This window comes from Erwinia aphidicola, assembly GCF_014773485.1.
In the GTDB taxonomy this organism is placed as follows: domain Bacteria; phylum Pseudomonadota; class Gammaproteobacteria; order Enterobacterales; family Enterobacteriaceae; genus Erwinia; species Erwinia aphidicola.
Genome location: NZ_JACXBP010000005.1, coordinates 1 through 17,321, shown reverse-complemented (window position 1 = coordinate 17,321; position 17,321 = coordinate 1). Strand labels below are relative to the sequence as shown.

General features: G+C 55.3%; 16 protein-coding genes. 7 read left to right on the top strand and 9 right to left on the bottom strand.

The window, feature by feature from the left end; genetic code table 11:
* Positions 1-41: 41 nt before the first annotated feature.
* Positions 42-2,204: an ATP-dependent DNA helicase DinG gene (gene dinG, locus ID864_RS12860; RefSeq protein WP_191149927.1), complete on the top strand. Its 2,163-nt coding sequence runs from the start codon at positions 42-44 to the stop codon at positions 2,202-2,204.
* 21 nt (positions 2,205-2,225) lie between these two features.
* Complete coding sequence (gene ybiB / locus ID864_RS12855; RefSeq protein ID WP_191149926.1) at positions 2,226-3,197, top strand: DNA-binding protein YbiB; 972 nt, start codon at positions 2,226-2,228, stop codon at positions 3,195-3,197.
* Between the two features lie 164 nt (positions 3,198-3,361).
* Here the strand turns inward: ybiB and ID864_RS12850 are convergent, their stop codons facing one another.
* The 3 genes from ID864_RS12850 to hutH all read right to left on the bottom strand — a co-directional run bounded on the left by ID864_RS12850 (position 3,362) and on the right by hutH (position 7,897).
* Positions 3,362-4,516: a M20 aminoacylase family protein gene (locus ID864_RS12850; protein ID WP_191149925.1), complete on the bottom strand. Its 1,155-nt coding sequence runs from the start codon at positions 4,514-4,516 to the stop codon at positions 3,362-3,364.
* Between the two features lie 124 nt (positions 4,517-4,640).
* Positions 4,641-6,326: a urocanate hydratase gene (gene hutU / locus ID864_RS12845; RefSeq protein WP_099753711.1), complete on the bottom strand. Its 1,686-nt coding sequence runs from the start codon at positions 6,324-6,326 to the stop codon at positions 4,641-4,643.
* A gap of 26 nt (positions 6,327-6,352) precedes the next feature.
* Entirely contained in the window at positions 6,353-7,897 is a 1,545-nt protein-coding gene (hutH, locus tag ID864_RS12840) for a histidine ammonia-lyase (RefSeq protein WP_133624119.1), read from the bottom strand.
* A 303-nt stretch (positions 7,898-8,200) separates the two neighbouring features.
* Here hutH and hutC point away from each other — a divergent pair, with 303 nt between their 5' ends.
* From hutC to ID864_RS12825, 3 genes are all read left to right on the top strand, one after another.
* Complete coding sequence (gene hutC, locus ID864_RS12835; protein ID WP_191149924.1) at positions 8,201-8,956, top strand: histidine utilization repressor; 756 nt, start codon at positions 8,201-8,203, stop codon at positions 8,954-8,956.
* Positions 8,957-9,078: 122 nt separating this feature from the next.
* Positions 9,079-9,312, top strand: a complete 234-nt coding sequence (locus tag ID864_RS12830) for a hypothetical protein (RefSeq protein WP_191149923.1) — start codon at positions 9,079-9,081, stop codon at positions 9,310-9,312.
* Positions 9,313-9,494: 182 nt separating this feature from the next.
* A complete protein-coding gene (locus tag ID864_RS12825; protein WP_191149922.1) occupies positions 9,495-9,740 on the top strand; it encodes a hypothetical protein in 246 nt (81 codons plus the stop codon).
* Here ID864_RS12825 and ID864_RS12820 read toward each other — a convergent pair.
* The 3 genes from ID864_RS12820 to ID864_RS12810 are packed head-to-tail and all read right to left on the bottom strand — an operon-like array spanning position 9,730 to position 12,344.
* On the bottom strand, positions 9,730-10,383 hold the full coding sequence (locus ID864_RS12820) for a hypothetical protein (RefSeq protein WP_191149921.1): 654 nt from the start codon (positions 10,381-10,383) through the stop codon (positions 9,730-9,732). The genes ID864_RS12825 and ID864_RS12820 overlap by 11 nt on opposite strands.
* 42 nt (positions 10,384-10,425) lie before the next feature.
* The gene (locus ID864_RS12815) at positions 10,426-10,992 is read right to left on the bottom strand and encodes a HutD/Ves family protein (protein ID WP_191149920.1); all 567 of its coding nucleotides are present in this window, start codon (positions 10,990-10,992) and stop codon (positions 10,426-10,428) included.
* Positions 10,989-12,344 carry a formimidoylglutamate deiminase gene (locus ID864_RS12810; RefSeq protein ID WP_191149919.1) on the bottom strand — a complete coding sequence of 452 codons (1,356 nt, stop codon included), beginning with the start codon at positions 12,342-12,344 and terminating at the stop codon, positions 10,989-10,991. The genes ID864_RS12815 and ID864_RS12810 overlap by 4 nt, the downstream gene beginning before the upstream one ends.
* Positions 12,345-12,425: 81 nt before the next feature.
* On the opposite strand from ID864_RS12810, the gene hutI reads away from it, so the two are divergent.
* Both hutI and hutG read left to right on the top strand, forming a co-directional pair.
* The gene (hutI, locus tag ID864_RS12805; protein ID WP_048916617.1) at positions 12,426-13,655 is read left to right on the top strand and encodes an imidazolonepropionase; all 1,230 of its coding nucleotides are present in this window, start codon (positions 12,426-12,428) and stop codon (positions 13,653-13,655) included.
* Positions 13,652-14,440 (top strand): N-formylglutamate deformylase, encoded by a 789-nt coding sequence (hutG, locus tag ID864_RS12800; RefSeq protein ID WP_048916616.1) that lies wholly within the window; start codon positions 13,652-13,654, stop codon positions 14,438-14,440. The genes hutI and hutG overlap by 4 nt, the downstream gene beginning before the upstream one ends.
* Positions 14,441-14,464: 24 nt before the next feature.
* Here the strand turns inward: hutG and ID864_RS12795 are convergent, their stop codons facing one another.
* The 3 genes from ID864_RS12795 to ID864_RS12785 form a co-directional block, all read right to left on the bottom strand.
* On the bottom strand, positions 14,465-14,989 hold the full coding sequence (locus ID864_RS12795) for a 5' nucleotidase, NT5C type (protein ID WP_191149918.1): 525 nt from the start codon (positions 14,987-14,989) through the stop codon (positions 14,465-14,467).
* 100 nt (positions 14,990-15,089) lie between these two features.
* Positions 15,090-15,284: a hypothetical protein gene (locus ID864_RS12790; RefSeq protein WP_191149917.1), complete on the bottom strand. Its 195-nt coding sequence runs from the start codon at positions 15,282-15,284 to the stop codon at positions 15,090-15,092.
* A 757-nt stretch (positions 15,285-16,041) separates the two neighbouring features.
* A partial coding sequence (locus tag ID864_RS12785) for an AAA family ATPase (RefSeq protein WP_191149916.1) occupies positions 16,042-17,321 on the bottom strand: 1,280 nt, incomplete at its 5' end.

The following is a 17,321-nucleotide window of genomic DNA, read 5'->3' as shown; positions in this document are numbered from 1 at the left end:
CTGTGTAAAAATACAGCCTTGTTCAGCAGGAAGTGGTTGTCATGGCGTTAACTGTCGCGTTAAAAACGCAAATTGCCGGGTGGTATAAAGCCCTGCAACAGCAAGTCCCCGATTTTATTCCGCGTGCTCCCCAGCGGCAGATGATTGCTGAAGTGGCTAAAACGCTGTCGGGGGACGACGGTCGTCATCTGGCTATTGAAGCCCCCACCGGCGTGGGTAAGACGCTCTCCTACCTGATCCCCGGCATTGCCGTTAGCCGCGCTGAAGAAAAACCGCTGGTGGTCAGTACCGCCAACGTGGCGCTGCAGGACCAGATTTTCAGCAAGGATCTGCCGCTGCTGAAAAAGATTATCCCCGAACTGAAGTTCACCGCCGCCTTTGGCCGCGGGCGCTACGTCTGCCCGCGCAACCTGTCGGCGCTGGCGACGGACGAAGAGAATCAGGGCGATCTGCTGCTGTTTCTCGACGACGATATGACCGCCAGTAAAGATGAGCGCGCGATCTGCACCGAACTGGAAAAATCCCTTAAGCGCTATCAGTGGGATGGCCTGCGCGACCACAGCGCGGAAAATATCGAAGATTCGCTGTGGCAGCGCCTCAGCACCGATAAAGCCAACTGTCTCGGCAGTAACTGCAACTGGTTCCGCGAGTGCCCGTTTTACGTGGCGCGGCGTGAAATTGAGAACGCCGACGTGGTGGTGGCGAACCACGCGCTGGTGATGGCGGCGCTGGAAACCGAATCGGTGCTGCCGCCGCCGAAGAACCTGCTGCTGGTGCTGGACGAAGGCCACCATCTGCCCGACGTGGCGCGTGATGCGCTCGAAATGAGCGGTGAGATCACCCCGGGCTGGACCATGCTGCAGCTCGACCTGTTCTGCCGCCTGGTGGAGCAGTGCCTCGCGCAGTTCCGCCCGAAGCGCCCGCCGCCGCTTAGCCACCCAGACAAACTGAAAGCGCACTGTGAAGAGGTGCGTGAGCAGCTGCAGATGCTGTCACAGATCCTCGGCCTGTACCTGCCGCCGGACGGCCAGGAGGGCGAGTACCGCTTTGAGATGGGCCTGCTGCCTGAGGAGATCCTCACCCTTTGCGCCCGCCTGTTCAAGCTCAGCGATGCGCTGCGCGGGCTGGCGGAAGGGTTGATGAACGACCTCAGCGAGAAGAGCGGCCAGTTTGACGTGGTGCGGCTGCAGCGCACGCTGATCCAGATGAATCGTGCGCTGGGCTGGTTTGAAGCCAGCAGCAAGCTGTGGCGGCTGGCGGCGATGGAGCAGGCTTCCGGTGCGCCGGTGTCAAAGTGGGTGGCGCGGGAGATCCGCGATGGCAATGCGCACCTGCTGTTTCACTGCGCCGGGATCCGCGTCAGCGATCAGCTGGAAAAGCTGCTGTGGCGTAAGATCCCTCACGTGGTGGTCACCTCCGCCACGCTGCGGTCCCTCAACAGCTTCCAGCGCCTGCAGGAGATGTCCGGCCTGAGTGAAAAGGCGGGCGATCGCTTTGTCTCACTCGACTCGCCGTTTAACCACGTCACGCAGGGCAAGCTGGTTATTCCGCAGATGAAATATGAGCCGATGCTGGCGAATGAAGTGATGCACCTGGCTGAAATAGCGCACTTTTTTCGCCAGCAGATCAAAGAGGCGCAGCACAAAGGGATCCTGGTACTGTTCGCCAGCAATCGGGCGATGCAGCAGTTTATCGCCTATCTGCCCGAGCTGCGCCTGATGATGCTGGTACAGGGCGACAAGCCGCGCCCGGCACTGGTGGCGCTGCACCGCAAACGCGTAGAGCAGGGCGAAACCAGCGTGCTGGTAGGGTTACAGTCGTTCGCCGAAGGGCTGGATCTTAAAGGTGACCTGCTATCCCAGGTGCATATCCATAAAATTGCTTTCCCCCCGGTCGACAGTCCGGTTATTTTGACCGAGGGCGAGTGGCTGAAAAGCCTTAAGCGCTATCCGTTTGAAGTGCAGAGCCTGCCGAGCGCGTCGTTTAATCTTATCCAGCAGGTTGGCCGCCTGATCCGCAGCCATGACTGCTTCGGCGAGATTATTATTTATGACCGCCGTCTGATCAGCAAAAGCTATGGTGCGCGCCTGCTGGGTGCGCTACCGGTATTCCCAATAGAGCAGCCGCCCATGCCGGAGGGCGAGCTGCCGAAAGCCGTGACGCCTGCCATGAGGCCAAAACCCGCAGGCAGGCGGCGTCGTTAATCGAGACAACCAGGCATGAGTATGGAATATAACAAGATTATTAAAGAGGTCGGGCGCGGCAAAAATCACGCGCGCGATATTGATATTGATACCGCCCGCGACCTGTATCGCCAGATGCTGGCCGGCAACGTGCCCGAGCTGGAGCTGGGCGGGATCCTGATTGCGCTGCGCATCAAAGGTGAAGGCGAAGAGGAGATGCTCGGCTTCTACCAGGCGATGCAGGAGCAGATGCCGCGGTTGAGGCCGCCTGCGCACCTGCCTATGCCTGTTGTCATCCCCAGCTATAACGGTGCACGCCGCCAGGGCAACCTTACGCCGCTGCTGGCGCTGCTGCTCTCTCGCCTCGGTTTCCCGGTGCTGATGCATGGCGTTAGCGACGATCCGACTCGCGTTACCAGCGAAGCGGTGTTCGCCGCACTGGGTATCGCGCCGGTGGCTTCAGCGGCTGAAGCGCAGGCCAAGCTGGACGCCGGTGAACTGGCGTTTATCACCATCGGAACGCTGTGCCCGGCGATGGAGCAGCAGCTCTCGCTGCGCTGGCGTATGGGAGTGCGCAACAGCGCCCATACGCTGGCTAAGCTGGCGACGCCGTTTGCCGAGGACGCTGCGCTGCGCCTCGCCAGCGTATCGCACCCGGAATATATCCCGCGCGTCGGCAAGTTCTTCAGCGATATTGGCGGGCGCGGGCTGCTGCTCAACGGCACAGAAGGGGAGGTTTACGCTAACCCGCAGCGCTGCCCGGCAATCAGCCTGATTGCCGGTGCACAGCCGGAGCAGCTGCTGGGGCGCCAGGATGAGCCGGTGCTGAGCGACGGTGCGTTGCCGGGTGCAAAGGATGCCGAAACCACCGCCGCGTGGATCCATCGTTGCCTGGCACAGGAAGTCCCGGTGCCGCAGTCGCTGCGGCTGCAGATCGCCTGCTGCTACCTTGCCACCGGGCGCGCCGCGGATCTCGATGGGGCGTTAGAATTGATTGCTCAGGCGGGGTATTAAGGCGTAAAGGGACGACCGGAAAAATGGTCTTCATCACCGGGGCAACTCTCGGCACGGGACGACCGCAAAAAATGGTCGTCCCCTACAGGGGGGATAATATGGCCATTCTGTACATTGTCTTGTGTAGGGGCGGACCCTCTTTTCCGGTCCGCCCGCTGCGATGATCAACGTGGCAACAGCTGCTCTGCCAGCGCGGTCCACAGCGCAATACCGGGGCCGATCAGCGCATCGTTAAAATCGTAACCTGCATTGTGCAGCGGCGCTGACGGCGTCTCTCCATCCGCACCCAGCCAGAAATAGGCGCCCGGGCAGGCTTCCAGCATGCAGGCAAAATCCTCTGATGCCATCGACGGGTTCACATTCCACTGCACTTTTTCCGCAGGCAGCAAGGTTAATGCACAGTCGCGCACCCTGGCGGCTTCCTGCGCGTGGTTTGCGGTTACCGGATAATCGGTCTGATAGTCGATGCTGCCGTCAATGCCCAGCGGGGCGGTAAAGGTGGTGACAAACTCGTCAATCATCTGACGCACGCGCTGGCGCACATCGGCCTGCAGGCAGCGCAGCGTGCCGCGCAGCACCACATTTTCCGGGATCACGTTAATCGCTTCACCGCCGTTGATCTGCGTAATGCTGACCACCGCAGATGCCAGCGGTGACAGGCGGCGCGAAGGAATGGTTTGCAGCGCCAGGATCAGCTGCGCGGCGGCGACAATCGGGTCCGCGCCGTTTTCCGGCATCGCCGCATGGCAGCTGCGGCCGCGCAGGGTAATTTCAAACGAATCGAGCGACGCCATCATCGCCCCTTCATTAACCGCAACGTGCCCGGCGGGCAGCCCCGGCCAGTTGTGCATGCCGTAAATAGCATCCATCGGGAACAGGTTAAACAGCCCCTCTTCCACCATGCGTCGTGCGCCGCCGAGGTTTTCCTCCGCAGGCTGAAAGACAAAATGCAGCGTGCCACTAAAGTTGCGCGTGCTGCTCAGGTGCCTGGCAGCGGCCAGCAGTATCGCGGTATGGCCGTCATGGCCGCAGGCATGCATCACGCCGGGGCGGGTCGAGCGGTGAGCGGCGCTGCCTAATTCGGTGATCGGTAATGCATCCATATCTGCCCGCAGGCCTATCGTTGGGCCGGGGCCGTTTTCCAGCGTGCCCACCACGCCAGTGCCCGCCAGCCCACGATGCACCTGTAGCCCCATTGCGGTGAGCTGTTGCGCCACCATTTGAGCCGTTTGATGTTCCTGATAGCCCATTTCAGGTTGGGCGTGCAGCATCCTGCGCCAGCCTGTGGCTTCTTCAATCAGCGAAAGGGGAATGGCCATCGGTTACGTCTCCTGTACGGGGCGCTATTCACTTAGCGGGCAGGAAATAAGTTAGCATAAAACGCGGGTAAGAGGGGCAGTGATGCGATGAAAAACGGGCCTGCAGACCAGGCCCGTTGCGGCGTTATTTGACCATCGGCAGATTGAGCTCGTGCTGATGAGCGCAGTTTTTGGCGATGTCATAACCGGCATCCGCGTGGCGCATCACGCCGGTGGCGGGATCATTCCACAGCACGCGGCCCAGGCGCTTGTCGGCTTCTTTGGTACCGTCGGCGACAATGACGACCCCTGCATGCTGTGAGAAGCCCATACCCACGCCGCCGCCGTGGTGCAGGCTGACCCAGGTCGCGCCGCCTGCGGTGTTCAGCAGGGCGTTGAGCAGCGGCCAGTCAGAAACGGCATCTGAACCGTCCTTCATCGCTTCGGTTTCACGGTTTGGCGAGGCGACCGAGCCGCAGTCAAGGTGATCGCGACCGATGACGACGGGCGCCTTCAGCTCGCCGTTGCGCACCATTTCGTTAAAGGCCAGGCCCGCCAGATGGCGCTCGCCCAGGCCCAGCCAGCAGATACGTGCCGGAAGGCCCTGGAAAGCGATGCGCTCCTGCGCCATATCCAGCCAGCGGTGCAGGTTTTTATGGTCCGGGAACAGCTCTTTTAGTTTGGCGTCAGTCTTATAGATATCCTCCGGATCGCCAGAGAGAGCCACCCAGCGGAACGGGCCTTTACCTTCGCAGAACAGCGGACGGATATAGGCAGGAACGAAGCCTGGGAAATCAAAGGCGTTTTTCACTCCTTCTTCCAGCGCGACCTGACGAATATTGTTGCCGTAGTCGACAGTGGGAATGCCCATATGGCAGAAGTCGAGCATCGCCTGCACGTGGACCGCCATTGAAGCGCGTGCCGCTTTTTCGACGGCTTTAGGATTCGTTTTGCGCTCGGACTCCCAGCGCGCCAGATCCCAGCCCGCAGGCAGATAGCCGTTAATCGGATCGTGCGCGGAGGTTTGATCGGTGACGATATCCGGCTTCATGCCGCCTGCTTTAGCACGCTTAACCAGCTCCGGCAGGATTTCGGCGGCGTTACCCAGCAGGCCAACGGAGATGGCACGCTTCTCTTTATTGGCTTTAGTGATGATATCCAGCGCTTCTTCAATGCTGTAAGCCTTGTAGTCGAGGTAGCGGGTGCGCAGGCGGAAGTCGATACGCGACTCCTGGCACTCCACTGCCAGCACTGATGCCCCGGCCAGCACGCCCGCCAGCGGTTGCGCACCGCCCATGCCGCCCAGCCCGGCGGTGAGGATCCACTTACCGATTAAGTCGCCGTCAAAGTGCTGGCGGCCGGCTTCGGCGAAGGTTTCAAACGTTCCCTGCACGATGCCCTGGGCACCAATGTAGATCCAGGACCCGGCGGTCATCTGGCCGTACATCATCAGGCCCGCTTTATCCAGCTCGTGGAAGTGGTCCCAGGTCGCCCAGTGCGGCACCAGGTTGGAGTTTGCGATCAGTACGCGTGGCGCATCGGCATGTGTGCGGAAAACGCCCACCGGCTTGCCGGACTGCACCAGCAGCGTCTCTTCCGGCTGCAGCGCTTGCAGTGAACGCAGGATCTGCTCGAAACACTCCCAGTTACGCGCCGCTTTACCAATACCGCCGTACACCACCAGATCTTCCGGGCGCTCGGCCACGTCCGGATCGAGGTTGTTTTGGATCATGCGGTACGCGGCTTCAATCAGCCAGTTGGCGCAGTGCAGAGTGCTACCATGCGGGGCACGAATGGTACGCGCGACGGCTTTGCTTACGGACTCGGTCATAACAGTTTCCTCCAAAGGATTAAGGCTTAGCGAGCGCGTGCGGGCAGCAGCGCGGCAATCATTTCCGGCCAGGTATCCTGGCTGGCCCACAGGCGCATCTGTTCAATATCAGGCGCCATCAGGCGATCTTTTTCGAGGTAAGGCACGCGCTGGCGAATGCTGGCCAACACCTGCTCCAGCTGCGGTGAACTGCGCAGCGGGCGATGGAAATCAATACCCTGCGCGGCGGCCATCGCTTCGATACCGACCACAGCGGCGGTGTTAAAGCACATGGCGCCGAGGCGACGCGCGGCGTAGGTTGCCATCGACACGTGATCTTCCTGGTTAGCTGAGGTTGGCAGGCTGTCGACGCTGCCCGGATGGGCAAGGGATTTGTTTTCTGAAGCCAGCGCGGCGGCGGTAACCTGGGCGATCATAAAGCCGGAATTGACCCCGCCATCGTTCACCAGGAACGGCGGCAGCCCGGACAGCCCGGTATCCAGCAGCAGGGCGAGGCGACGTTCGGAAATGGCACCGATTTCGGCCACCGCCAGCGCGATAATATCGGCGGCAAAGGCTACCGGCTCTGCATGGAAGTTGCCGCCGGAGATCACTTCACCCGTATCGGTGAATACCAGCGGGTTATCGGATGCGGCGTTAGCTTCGATCTGCAGCACTTTTGCTGCGTGGTTGAGGTTATCGAGGCAGGCACCCATCACCTGCGGCACGCAGCGAATCGAGTAGGGATCCTGTACGCGCCCGCAGTTGGCATGTGAAGGCAGAATATCGCTGCCCTCCAGCAGGGCACTGACCGCTGCGGCAACGTCAATCTGCCCCTGCTGGCCGCGTGCTTCATGAATGCGATGGTCAAAAGGTTTAAGCGAACCTTTAATCGCTTCCAGCGACAGCGACCCGGCTACCAGCCCGGCGGCGAAGGCGTTTTCTGCTTCGAACAGGCCGCGCAGTGCCAGCGCAGTAGACACCTGGGTACCGTTGAGCAGCGCCAGGCCCTCTTTCGGCCCCAGCACAAAGGGCTCCAGCCCGGCGAGGGCTAACCCCTGCGTGGCTGGCATCAGTTTGCCCGCCACGCGCACTTCGCCTTCACCCAGCAGCATCAGCGAGAGATGCGCCAGCGGGGCGAGATCGCCGGAAGCACCGACCGATCCTTTCTCTGGAATGCACGGCATCACACCCGCGTTAAACAGGCTAATCAGGCCGTCCACCAGTTCAATACGAATACCGGAGTGGCCGCGAGAAAGGCTGATCACTTTCGTCGCCATGATCACACGCGCGACATCATCCGGCAGCAACTCTCCGAGACCGACGCTGTGCGACAGGACCAGGTTGCGCTGCAGTTCGGCCAGGCGCTCGTTGGGAATGGTGGTTTGCGCCAGCTTACCGAACCCGGTATTGATGCCGTAGGTGACCTTGCCGGAGCTGACGATAGCATCCACGGTCGCACTCGCCTGCTGAATACGGCTGCGTGATGGCTCGTCCAGCGCCAGTTTTACCCCACCGCGATAAATCGCTTTTAGGGTGGCCAGGTCCACCTTGCCCGGTGTGAGCAGACAATGATGTGTAGTCAGTGACATGGTATACTCCTGTATAGACAAGTGCGTGTGCAATGAATATGAGTCGAAGACATCATTGAGTGAATCACATGTGTATAGTCTTGTCTATACAACCAGCAAGAGTTGTGCCACCTGCGTCACAAATATGAATTTGGTTGCTTTGAGCGCACTTTTAAACTCGACTGACGCGCAGTAGGCGCCCTGCGCGACGCTGCGCTGCACCATGCTGGTTCAATTTGCCATTTTCCGGTGCAAAGAGGATGTATATACATTCAAGAATGAAGTCAGTAAACTGCCCGTTATTACCACTACAAGGAACTTGCTATGGTCGTGCAGACTGCCATTTCACAACTCTCCGCCGCCATGAGCGATCAGCCCGCGCCAATCTATCAGCGTGTCAAGCAGGCGATTATCAGCCAGATTAGTGAAGGGGTATGGAAAGCCAACCAGCGCGTGCCGTCCGAAAGCGAACTGGTCAATGAACTCGGCGTCAGCAGGATGACCATCAACCGGGCATTGCGCGAGCTGACCAGCGAAGGTTATCTGATGCGTATGCAGGGCGTGGGGACCTTTGTCGCGGAGATGAAAGGCTACACCGCGATGTTGGAAGTGCATAATATTGCTGAAGAGATTGCCCAGCGCGGCCATAGTCACAGCTGCAAAATTCTCACGCTGCGCGAAAGCAAAGCCGATCCAGAGCAGGCGGCGGTGCTCGGATTAACGACCGGGCAAACGCTGTTCCAATCGCTTATCGTCCATTTTGAAAATGACCTGCCGGTGCAGCTGGAAGAGCGCGTCGTCAACCCGCTGGTGGCGCCTGATTATCTGCAGCAGGATTATCACAGCCAGACGCCGTACACCTATCTGATGCGCGTCGCCCCATTAACCGCCGGGGAACATATCGTTGAAGCGGTGCTGCCGGATGCCCAGCAGTGCCAGCTTTTGGCCATTGAAGCGCAGGAGCCTTGCCTGCTGATCCGCCGCCAGACCTGGAGCGACAGCAAAGTGGTGACCTATGCAAAGCTGCTCTACCCGGGGTCGCGCTACAAGCTGCTGGGGCGTTTTAAGAGCCACGGCTGAGGTCGTCAGCCAAGGCAAAATATAGGATGGATTTTAATTTCATCAGATAATCAAGGATTGATAGTAAAATAGAAATAAGTGTACGATAAAAGTGAATTTATAACTCAGGGAGCTAGTACAGAATGGACATCAAAAAATATTTGCGCATATTTGTAATGCTGGTTATCGCTGTTTTTGCTGTAATCTTTGTTTTTTTCTTTGTAAGTATGTTTATTGTGTTAAAAGAGATGATTGATAATGGTGGTATTTACGCTTTTAATTCGGGTAATCTGATTGGTCATCTCCTAATACTTCTTTTTTCGGCAGGAATTATTTACTTTTCCATGAAGATATCCTGCCGTTTAAAAACTGGCTGATTCTACTGGCTAATGCCGTTTATCACGGTTAGGGCAATGATGCGCCTCGCTCCTTTAACCGGCGGGGAGCATATTGTTTAAGCGATACTTCCGGGCGCGCAACTCGCATAATCAGGTGCTGATGGTTAAATGGCATGAAATTTACTATGCAGGTGAATTTTAGTTAAGGGAGGCTGTAAAGAATGGATATTAAAAAATATTTGCGCATGTTTGTGATGCTGGTTATCGCTGTTTTTTCTGTAATCTTTGTTTTTTTGTTTGTGAGCATGTTTTTTGTTATTAAGATGTTGATTGATGATGGTGGAATATATACTCTCAATGCTGGAGATATGATCGGTCATCTCCTTATAATGCTTTTCTCGGCAGGGATTATTTACTTTTTGCTGAAAATCTCCTGCCGTTTTAAAGCGGCTGATTCTACTGGCTAAGGCCGTCTACCACGGTAAGGACGATATTTTCAAATTCACCTGGATTTTTTTTAGCAATTGATATCGCCTCGATGAAGGGTTCGAGGTGGTCTTCAACGATGTAATAGAGAAGATCCAGATCTCCGCTATCCTTTAATCGGTAATAAATTTTCGGTGACTCATTAAACAATCGTTGTGAAGCGTATATTGCTCTGGCGCGTGCTCCTCCCAGTAGAAGCGCTGTGGAAAAGATGGCATTGACACCAATGCGGTTTAAAAGTTTATTGGCAAGCAGTGATGTCATATCCTGCATCAACACTTTATTAATAAAAATATCTCCGGTCATCTTGCCGAGTTTGCCAGGAACCAGTTCCAATATTTTTTCCGGAATATAGGCAGTGAATTCACTAGCAACTATTTTTACAATGTCTGTTATTCGAACTCTGAAGCTGCATTTTTTTAAGGTTTTTATTAACCTGATGGTTTCATTTTTATTCCTTCCTCTATTATCACTATCGAAGTACTCATAGGTTAAATAACCCACGTCTCTTGAAAAGTCCAACACCACATCACCCGTAGCTTCTGAGTATTTCATGTAGGCTGATTGTTTTCTTTTCTGCAATGTAGACAGTATTTGCTTTGCAATTAATTCTGGCTCAGTCATGCTACGTCCTTATATATTTAAATATCCATGATAAACTCTGATTTATCCAGCTAAACTGCGCGACACTTTGGCTTTTAACGTTCCCCACAGCAGCTGCGCGTTTTCGCTCAGCGGGATAAACTCCCCGGCACCTTCCCCCCACCAGGCGCCCTGGCCTGCGTCCAGCACCCCATCTGCGCACTGCCACTCTCCGGCAATCACATACACCACGCCGCTAACCTCATCCTGCGGGGCAAAGCGCTGGGTGGCGATCCCTGCCGCCGGCTGATAGCGGCTGCGGCGCGCCATAATATTGAAGTCAGTGCTGCAACCGCCTGCCAGACGGGCGGCAATAGCCTCTTCACCCGGAAAAGCGAACGGCTGATTAAGGGCAAGATGCTGGATAAGCGCGCCCTGGCGGTAGAGTGCGACATCGCCGCTCAGCAGAGTGATAATGCGGTCAATGCCGGGAAATGTGGAAAAATCGCCGTCGCTGGCGATGGTGGCGATGCTGATGCGCCAGTCGAAATCCACCACGCCGGGCGGATAGCTGATGATTTCCCGCGTCTCACCGCCGCCGTTGCGCCAGCGGCTGACGGGTAACTGCTGACTGTCGTAACGCCGGATCATCGCAGTGCCTCCAGGGCTTCGCGCAGATCGGCATCGATCTCAGCCTGCTGCGCATGCATACCGTCGTTAATCCGCTGCTGCCCGGCGACAAACACGTCCTGAATCTGCGCGCGGTTGCCGGCAAACAGCCAGCGGTTCAGCAGTGACGCATCCGGCGTGCTGGCGAGCAGGGCGTCGTCGGCCAGCACCAGCCAGTCGGCACGATAGCCCACCTGCAGGCTGCCAATTTTCACCCCGCAGGCCTGCGCACCGCCGCTCAGCGCCTGCTGATACAGCACATCACCCACCGAGGGTTGCTGCGCGGTAACGATGCGGTTGCGGCGGCGGTCACGCAGGCGCTGGGCGTACTCCAGCCAGCGCAGCTCCTCGACGACATCCAGCGAGACATGGCTGTCGGAGCCAATTCCCCAGCGGCCACCCTGCGCCACATACTGCGTGGCGGGGAAGATGCCGTCACCGAGGTTCGCTTCGGTGGTCGGGCACAGGCCAGCAACGGCCTGGCTGGCGGCGAGGCGCGCGATTTCAGACTCATCCAGATGCGTGGCGTGGATCAGGCACCAGCGCGCATCCACGGCAAAGCGGTCCAGCAGCCAGCTAACCGGGCGCTCACCGCTCCACGCCAGCGAGTCGTTGACCTCTTTCTCCTGTTCGGCAATATGAATATGCACCGGCAGGTCGGATGGGCTATTTTCCAGCACCTGGCGCATCTGCTGCTGGTTAACGGCGCGCAGTGAGTGGAAGCACAGCCCCTGATTCAGCAATGGCTTAGCGGCGATTTTCTGTCGCAGGCGCTGCTGCTGCGCCAGGTAGCTGTCGGCATCCTGAATAAAGCGCTTTTGCCCGGGCTGCGCGGGCTGGCTACCGAATCCGGCAAAGCTGTACAGCACCGGCAACATAGTCTGGCCGATGCCGCTGCGCTCTGCCGCGAGGATCAGCGCATCCAGCATCGCGTCATCAGGGTAAGGTTGACCGTCGGGCTGATGGTGAAGATAGTGGAATTCCGCCACCTGGGTATAGCCGCCTTTCAGCATATCGACATAAAGGTGGCTGGCGATCGCGGTCACTTGCGCAGGCGTCAGGCGCTGCACCATGTGGTACATCAGTTCGCGCCAGGTCCAGAAGCTGTCCTGCGGATTACCGGCAACTTCGGCCAGCCCGGCCATGGCGCGCTGGAAAGCGTGAGAATGCAGGTTAGCCATCGCCGGAAGCACGCTACCCTTAAGACGCAGTGCATCCTGTGGTGTACTGTTGGCGGTGAGAGCGGCGATGTTACCCAGATGATCGACTTCAATCAGGACATTATGTTGCCAGCCTTCAGCCAGCAGGGCGCGGGGCGTAAAAAAGCGAGTCATGGTTGCTTCCTGTGCAATGAGGTTGTATATACATATACATACTTATGAAACAACAGTAAAGCGCACAACGCAGGAGAGCGGATGAACCAGCAACTCAGCTGTGACCATTTATGGTTCGGCGCCGATGTCGTCACTATGCGCGACGGGCGCTATAGCATTATTGAACAGGGCGCGATCGCCGTGAGTGGCGAAAAAATCGTCTGGATCGGGCCTTTATCACAAAGTGCGCATATTGTGGCGCAGCAGCGTACCGACCTTGGCGGCGGTATCGTTACGCCAGGGTTGGTGGATTGTCATACCCACCTGGTCTTTGGCGGCGACCGCAGTCACGAATTTGAGCAGCGACTGAACGGCGTCAGCTACAGCGAGATTGCTGCGCAGGGCGGGGGGATTATCTCTACGGTGCGCGCGACGCGGGCGGCGTCGCAGGATACGCTGGTGGCCAGCGCCCGTCAGCGCCTGGGGCATCTGTTGGCAGAGGGTGTCACCACCGTCGAGATTAAGTCCGGTTATGGGCTGGAGATTGACAGTGAGCTGCGCATGCTAAAAGCCATCCGTCAGCTGGCTACAGAAGTGCCCGCGCAGGTGGAAGCCACCTGTTTAGCGGCGCATGCGGTGCCGCCGGAATACAAAGACCAGCCCGATGCCTGGGTCGAGGTGATTTGCCAGCAGCTGCTGCCGCAGGTCGCTAAAGAGAAGCTGGCGGATGCGGTTGACGCTTTCTGTGAGCATCTGGCGTTTTCACCTGAGCAGGTTAGCCGGGTGTTCAGCGCTGCACAGCAGCTTGGCCTGCCGGTTAAACTGCACGCTGAGCAGCTCTCTTCCCTGGGCGGCGGTGCGCTGGCAGCAGGGTTTAACGCGCTGTCAGCTGACCATCTTGAATACGCCACTGAACGTGACGTGGCGGCGATGGCGCAACACGGCACGGTGGCGGTGCTGCTGCCGGGCGCCTTCTACCTGCTGCGCGAAAAGCAGCATCCTCCGGTTGAACTGTTCCGCCGCTATCAGGTGCCGATGGCGCTGGCGAGCGATGCCAATCCGGGCACCTCGCCCGCGCTGTCGCTGCGCCTGATGCTCAATATGGGTTGTACGCTATTCGGCATGACGCCGGAAGAGGCGCTGGCTGGCGTCACGCTGCACGGCGCGCGCGCGCTGGGGCTGGCCGAGCGGATAGGCTCGCTGGAGGTCGGTAAGCTGGCGGACTTTGTGCACTGGCCGCTGACGCGCCCGGCAGAACTGGTTTACTGGCTCGGCGGGCAGCTGCCGTGCCGGGTGGTGTTTAGAGGTGCAGACCGAGGAGAACAACGATGAACGCTTTTCAATTCAGCGCCGGTAAACTGCCGCTGCTGCTGAGTATTCCCCACGCGGGAACGCTGTTAACACCAGAAGTGGAAGCCGGGCTGAGTGATGCGGCAAAAGGTTTGCCGGATACCGACTGGCATATTCCAAAACTGTACGATTTCGCCCGTGAGATGGGCGTCAGCGTGCTGGTGGGAAACTATTCACGCTTTGTGATCGATTTGAACCGTCCGCCGGATAATCAGGCACTCTACACCACGGCCACCACGGGTCTGTACCCGGAAACGCTGTTTGACGGCACGCCGACTTTCAAGCCGGGCATGACGCCAACTCCGCAGCAGCGGGCGGGCTATCTGCAGCATATCTGGCAGCCGTATCATGGCAAAATTCAGCAGGAGCTGGCGCGTATCAAGCAGCAGCACGGCTATGCGCTGCTGTTTGATGCCCACTCGATCGCTTCAGTGATCCCCCGCCTGTTCGAGGGGCAGCTGCCTGACCTGAATCTCGGCACCAACGACGGGGCAAGCTGCAGCCCACGTCTGGCGCAACAGCTGACCGCACGCTGTGGCGCACAGTCGCAGTTTAGCTGGGTGCTGAACGGGCGCTTTAAGGGGGGATACATTACGCGCGCCTATGGCAAACCGCAGGAGAACCAGCACGCGGTGCAGCTGGAACTGGCGCAGTGTAACTACATGGAAGAAGCACCGCCGTTCAAATGGCGTGGGGATAAAGCGGCTCAGCTGCAGCCGCTGCTGCAGCAGCTGATTGACACGCTGTTGCAGTATCACAACCGCTAACGCGCCTGCGGCCAGGCCCTGCTGCTACAGCAGTAGGGTTTCAATATCTCGCCAGTTTTCCACGCGACGGTAGCCCGTAACCAGACGGTTGTGTGGCGCAGAGTAGAGAAGGCCTTCCCCGCAGAAATTGACGAAGTTAAACGCATTGTCGTCGATCATATAATCGGCATTGATAATACTTTTGTTGCCGCAGAACACAATATGGCTTGGTCTGATATCAGGGAAATGCGTCTTCAGCCACTGAAATTTGGCGTTAAACGAGGTCGGGACCTCCATTGCGGCGGTGGTAATAAAAATCTCGTACCGCTCGCTCAGCCGGGCAATCACCCGCTGGCTGTCTTCGATAACGTCGAGGTCAGCAAAGAATGTCGGGTCGCTCACGACCAGCTCAAAAAGCTCTCCCAGCCGGTCAGGGTCATCCTGGTGCAGCTGAAACAGGTTCAACTCTTCGGGCGCCAGCCGTTGGGAAAAATGCGTGTTCCATGTTTTTACCATTTTAGGATGAAAGTCAGCGATAACCTCATCCATATCGATAGCAATGCGTTTCATAATCACTCCATGACTTCTCTGTTATTCAGCCCCGCATGATAACAAAAAAGCCCATCGCGTAAAGGCGACGGGCTTCATTTACAGCCTCAATGCGCTGAAATTAGGCCAGTTCCAGCACCACTTCCTGCGGCTCAAAACGCAGGCTCAGCATATCCAGCCGTTCAACCCGTATCCAGTGCAGCACATCACGGGCAATGGGGTGGCTGAGTTCGGTAATGGCAAACGCCAGCGCCCGACACTGATCGCAAAGCTCGTTAATCTCGAGGATGGAAATATCCGCTGTGCCGTAGTTCATCGCACACCTCCAATTTTAAATTGGGAGATAGCGCGGCGGGAATATATGAGGGGGATAAATGAGTGAGTCATAGTGATTTTCTCCGATTGTAATGGAAATACTCACCACCAGAAACGCCAATTTCAGGGTGGCAAGCTGGGCAGAGTTGGCGTACCAGAGCAAACGGAGACCTCCGGCGCTTCATAAGAAGCCCCTACCCAGCTCACCATTGATTCTGCGTTAGTTTACCGCGATCTCAGGCAAGGGTAAGGATATGACAAACAAGATGTCGGGTGCATCTCATTTTATCGCCGTTTTTATTCAGGACGCCAATCCTGTTACCGGATTTTTCCGGTTAAAGCGAGTCTACGCTTCCGCATTCTTACTGCCAGCGCTATTTTTAAGCCGATTAAAAATCTGGAAGACGCCTCGAAAAACAATGTAATAGCAGTGAAATTCGTTATGAATGCTGCCTAATTGAACCAATACCACATGACTCTTTTCATCCGGCGCTCTAAACATAAAAGTAAAGAGAGTTGCAAAAAAAGTATTCTTATTGTTAGTGCCATACTAATAAACCTGATGCATCAAGCCACATATCCTTTCTTAATGAACATTATCAGGCCGTTATAAAGCATTGGTGTAAAATGCAGCCTGCAGAGGATGAGGTCTGCATGAAGTAAGTCGAAAGTCACGCGGCATATAAGCCGCGTATCGAGCATACATTTACTTAGTTAAAACCTTAGGATACCATTGTCGATAATGTGATTTTTAGTTATTAAATATCATCAGCCTCATCATGGAAGAAATTAGCAATCTCTAATAACCATTGTGGTGTCCTTATTTCGTCTGTTTCAGATATTAAGCTACAATAAATTTCGCAGAATTTTGTCTTGTTACCAGGCTCGTTAAAGAATTTGGTTAATAGTTTTTTTTGTTCAACGTTTATATTTAATGCACCACCGGAAATATCTGACAACAGTGTGTTAGCCTCATCAATAAAACTAAATTCTAAAACTCCTGATTCATAAAGTCTTTTAAGTGACTCCCAATAGAATGAGCTATCTAAAGCATCCTCAATTTCTGTTGGGGGACTAACTCTGCTATCTGTGGTTTTTAAAAGTTGTATATGTTCAGATGTTTCGTTCAACAACAGTCTTCTTATTTTTAAATTCGGAATGGAATCAGAGCTATCGAATTTATCGTATATGCTATCAGTGTCCAGTAAACAAAATACCTTTCCATTTATAGTTTTTTTTCTATCTTTTAGAGCAAGAACTAAATAACTATATATGTCTTTTATGGCAAAGGAGCCACCTACAGGTAATACGACAAGGTTTTCGATATTCTCAAATTCAAGATGTCTCTCTAAATATGCCTTATCAGTCTTCCCTTCACATAACAGCCAGTTATAACTGTTTTTTGAAGTTATTGATGCTATTATTGATTGAACTAAGTCGTGATTGCTTTTTACTTCAAGTGTGTCTAGATAAATTCCTTTTGATTCTTTGATGAATAATGTAATTTCTTCTCTAAAGAAGTTTAAATTTAATTGTTTTACGTGTGCCTGGTTGGGTGATATATAAGTCGCTGAGCCAATCCCAACAACTGGGAGAAAGCCATACCAATGTGTCGTTATTAGCGTTTGTATTCCAAGGTGACTTATTTTTTTTATCTTCTCAAATTGTTTGAAACATGCTGTCGCGTGCAGTGATAGCTCAGGTTCATCAATAGCGAATATAGTTTGAGATGATAATTTATTGGGGTTGGCTCTAAGAAAAGCAAGTGCTAAATCGAGAAGTGCAGTCCTTTTTTCACCTGAGCTTAAATTATTAATAGGAGTGTCTTTACCTTCTACTGTTCTGTGCAGTATTTTATCAGTGAAATAAGTCTCAATGATTTTGTTTATCATGTGACGTTGAGTGAATTGTGTTTGTCTCTTAGATGGTTTTTTGAAATGGTAGGTGTTATCAAGAAGTTTTGATACGCTGAGGATATAATTATTTAGATGGCTGTTGATGTCTTCAATATCTTTCTTTTTTATTATTTTTTGAATTT

What these genes read in the sequence shown, in the direction of transcription:
- ID864_RS12810 (WP_191149919.1), bottom strand. Translation starts at nt 12,344, where the DNA reads ATGACTCGCTTTTTTACGCCCCGCGCCCTGCTGGCTGAAGGCTGGCAA.
- hutG (WP_048916616.1), top strand. Translation starts at nt 13,652, where the DNA reads ATGAACGCTTTTCAATTCAGCGCCGGTAAACTGCCGCTGCTGCTGAGT.
- ID864_RS12790 (WP_191149917.1), bottom strand. Translation starts at nt 15,284, where the DNA reads ATGAACTACGGCACAGCGGATATTTCCATCCTCGAGATTAACGAGCTT.
- hutC (WP_191149924.1), top strand. Translation starts at nt 8,201, where the DNA reads ATGGTCGTGCAGACTGCCATTTCACAACTCTCCGCCGCCATGAGCGAT.
- ID864_RS12820 (WP_191149921.1), bottom strand. Translation starts at nt 10,383, where the DNA reads ATGACTGAGCCAGAATTAATTGCAAAGCAAATACTGTCTACATTGCAG.
- hutI (WP_048916617.1), top strand. Translation starts at nt 12,426, where the DNA reads ATGAACCAGCAACTCAGCTGTGACCATTTATGGTTCGGCGCCGATGTC.
- dinG (WP_191149927.1), top strand. Translation starts at nt 42, where the DNA reads ATGGCGTTAACTGTCGCGTTAAAAACGCAAATTGCCGGGTGGTATAAA.
- ID864_RS12825 (WP_191149922.1), top strand. Translation starts at nt 9,495, where the DNA reads ATGGATATTAAAAAATATTTGCGCATGTTTGTGATGCTGGTTATCGCT.
- ybiB (WP_191149926.1), top strand. Translation starts at nt 2,226, where the DNA reads ATGGAATATAACAAGATTATTAAAGAGGTCGGGCGCGGCAAAAATCAC.
- hutH (WP_133624119.1), bottom strand. Translation starts at nt 7,897, where the DNA reads ATGTCACTGACTACACATCATTGTCTGCTCACACCGGGCAAGGTGGAC.
- ID864_RS12830 (WP_191149923.1), top strand. Translation starts at nt 9,079, where the DNA reads ATGGACATCAAAAAATATTTGCGCATATTTGTAATGCTGGTTATCGCT.
- ID864_RS12795 (WP_191149918.1), bottom strand. Translation starts at nt 14,989, where the DNA reads ATGAAACGCATTGCTATCGATATGGATGAGGTTATCGCTGACTTTCAT.
- ID864_RS12815 (WP_191149920.1), bottom strand. Translation starts at nt 10,992, where the DNA reads ATGATCCGGCGTTACGACAGTCAGCAGTTACCCGTCAGCCGCTGGCGC.
- hutU (WP_099753711.1), bottom strand. Translation starts at nt 6,326, where the DNA reads ATGACCGAGTCCGTAAGCAAAGCCGTCGCGCGTACCATTCGTGCCCCG.
- ID864_RS12850 (WP_191149925.1), bottom strand. Translation starts at nt 4,516, where the DNA reads ATGGCCATTCCCCTTTCGCTGATTGAAGAAGCCACAGGCTGGCGCAGG.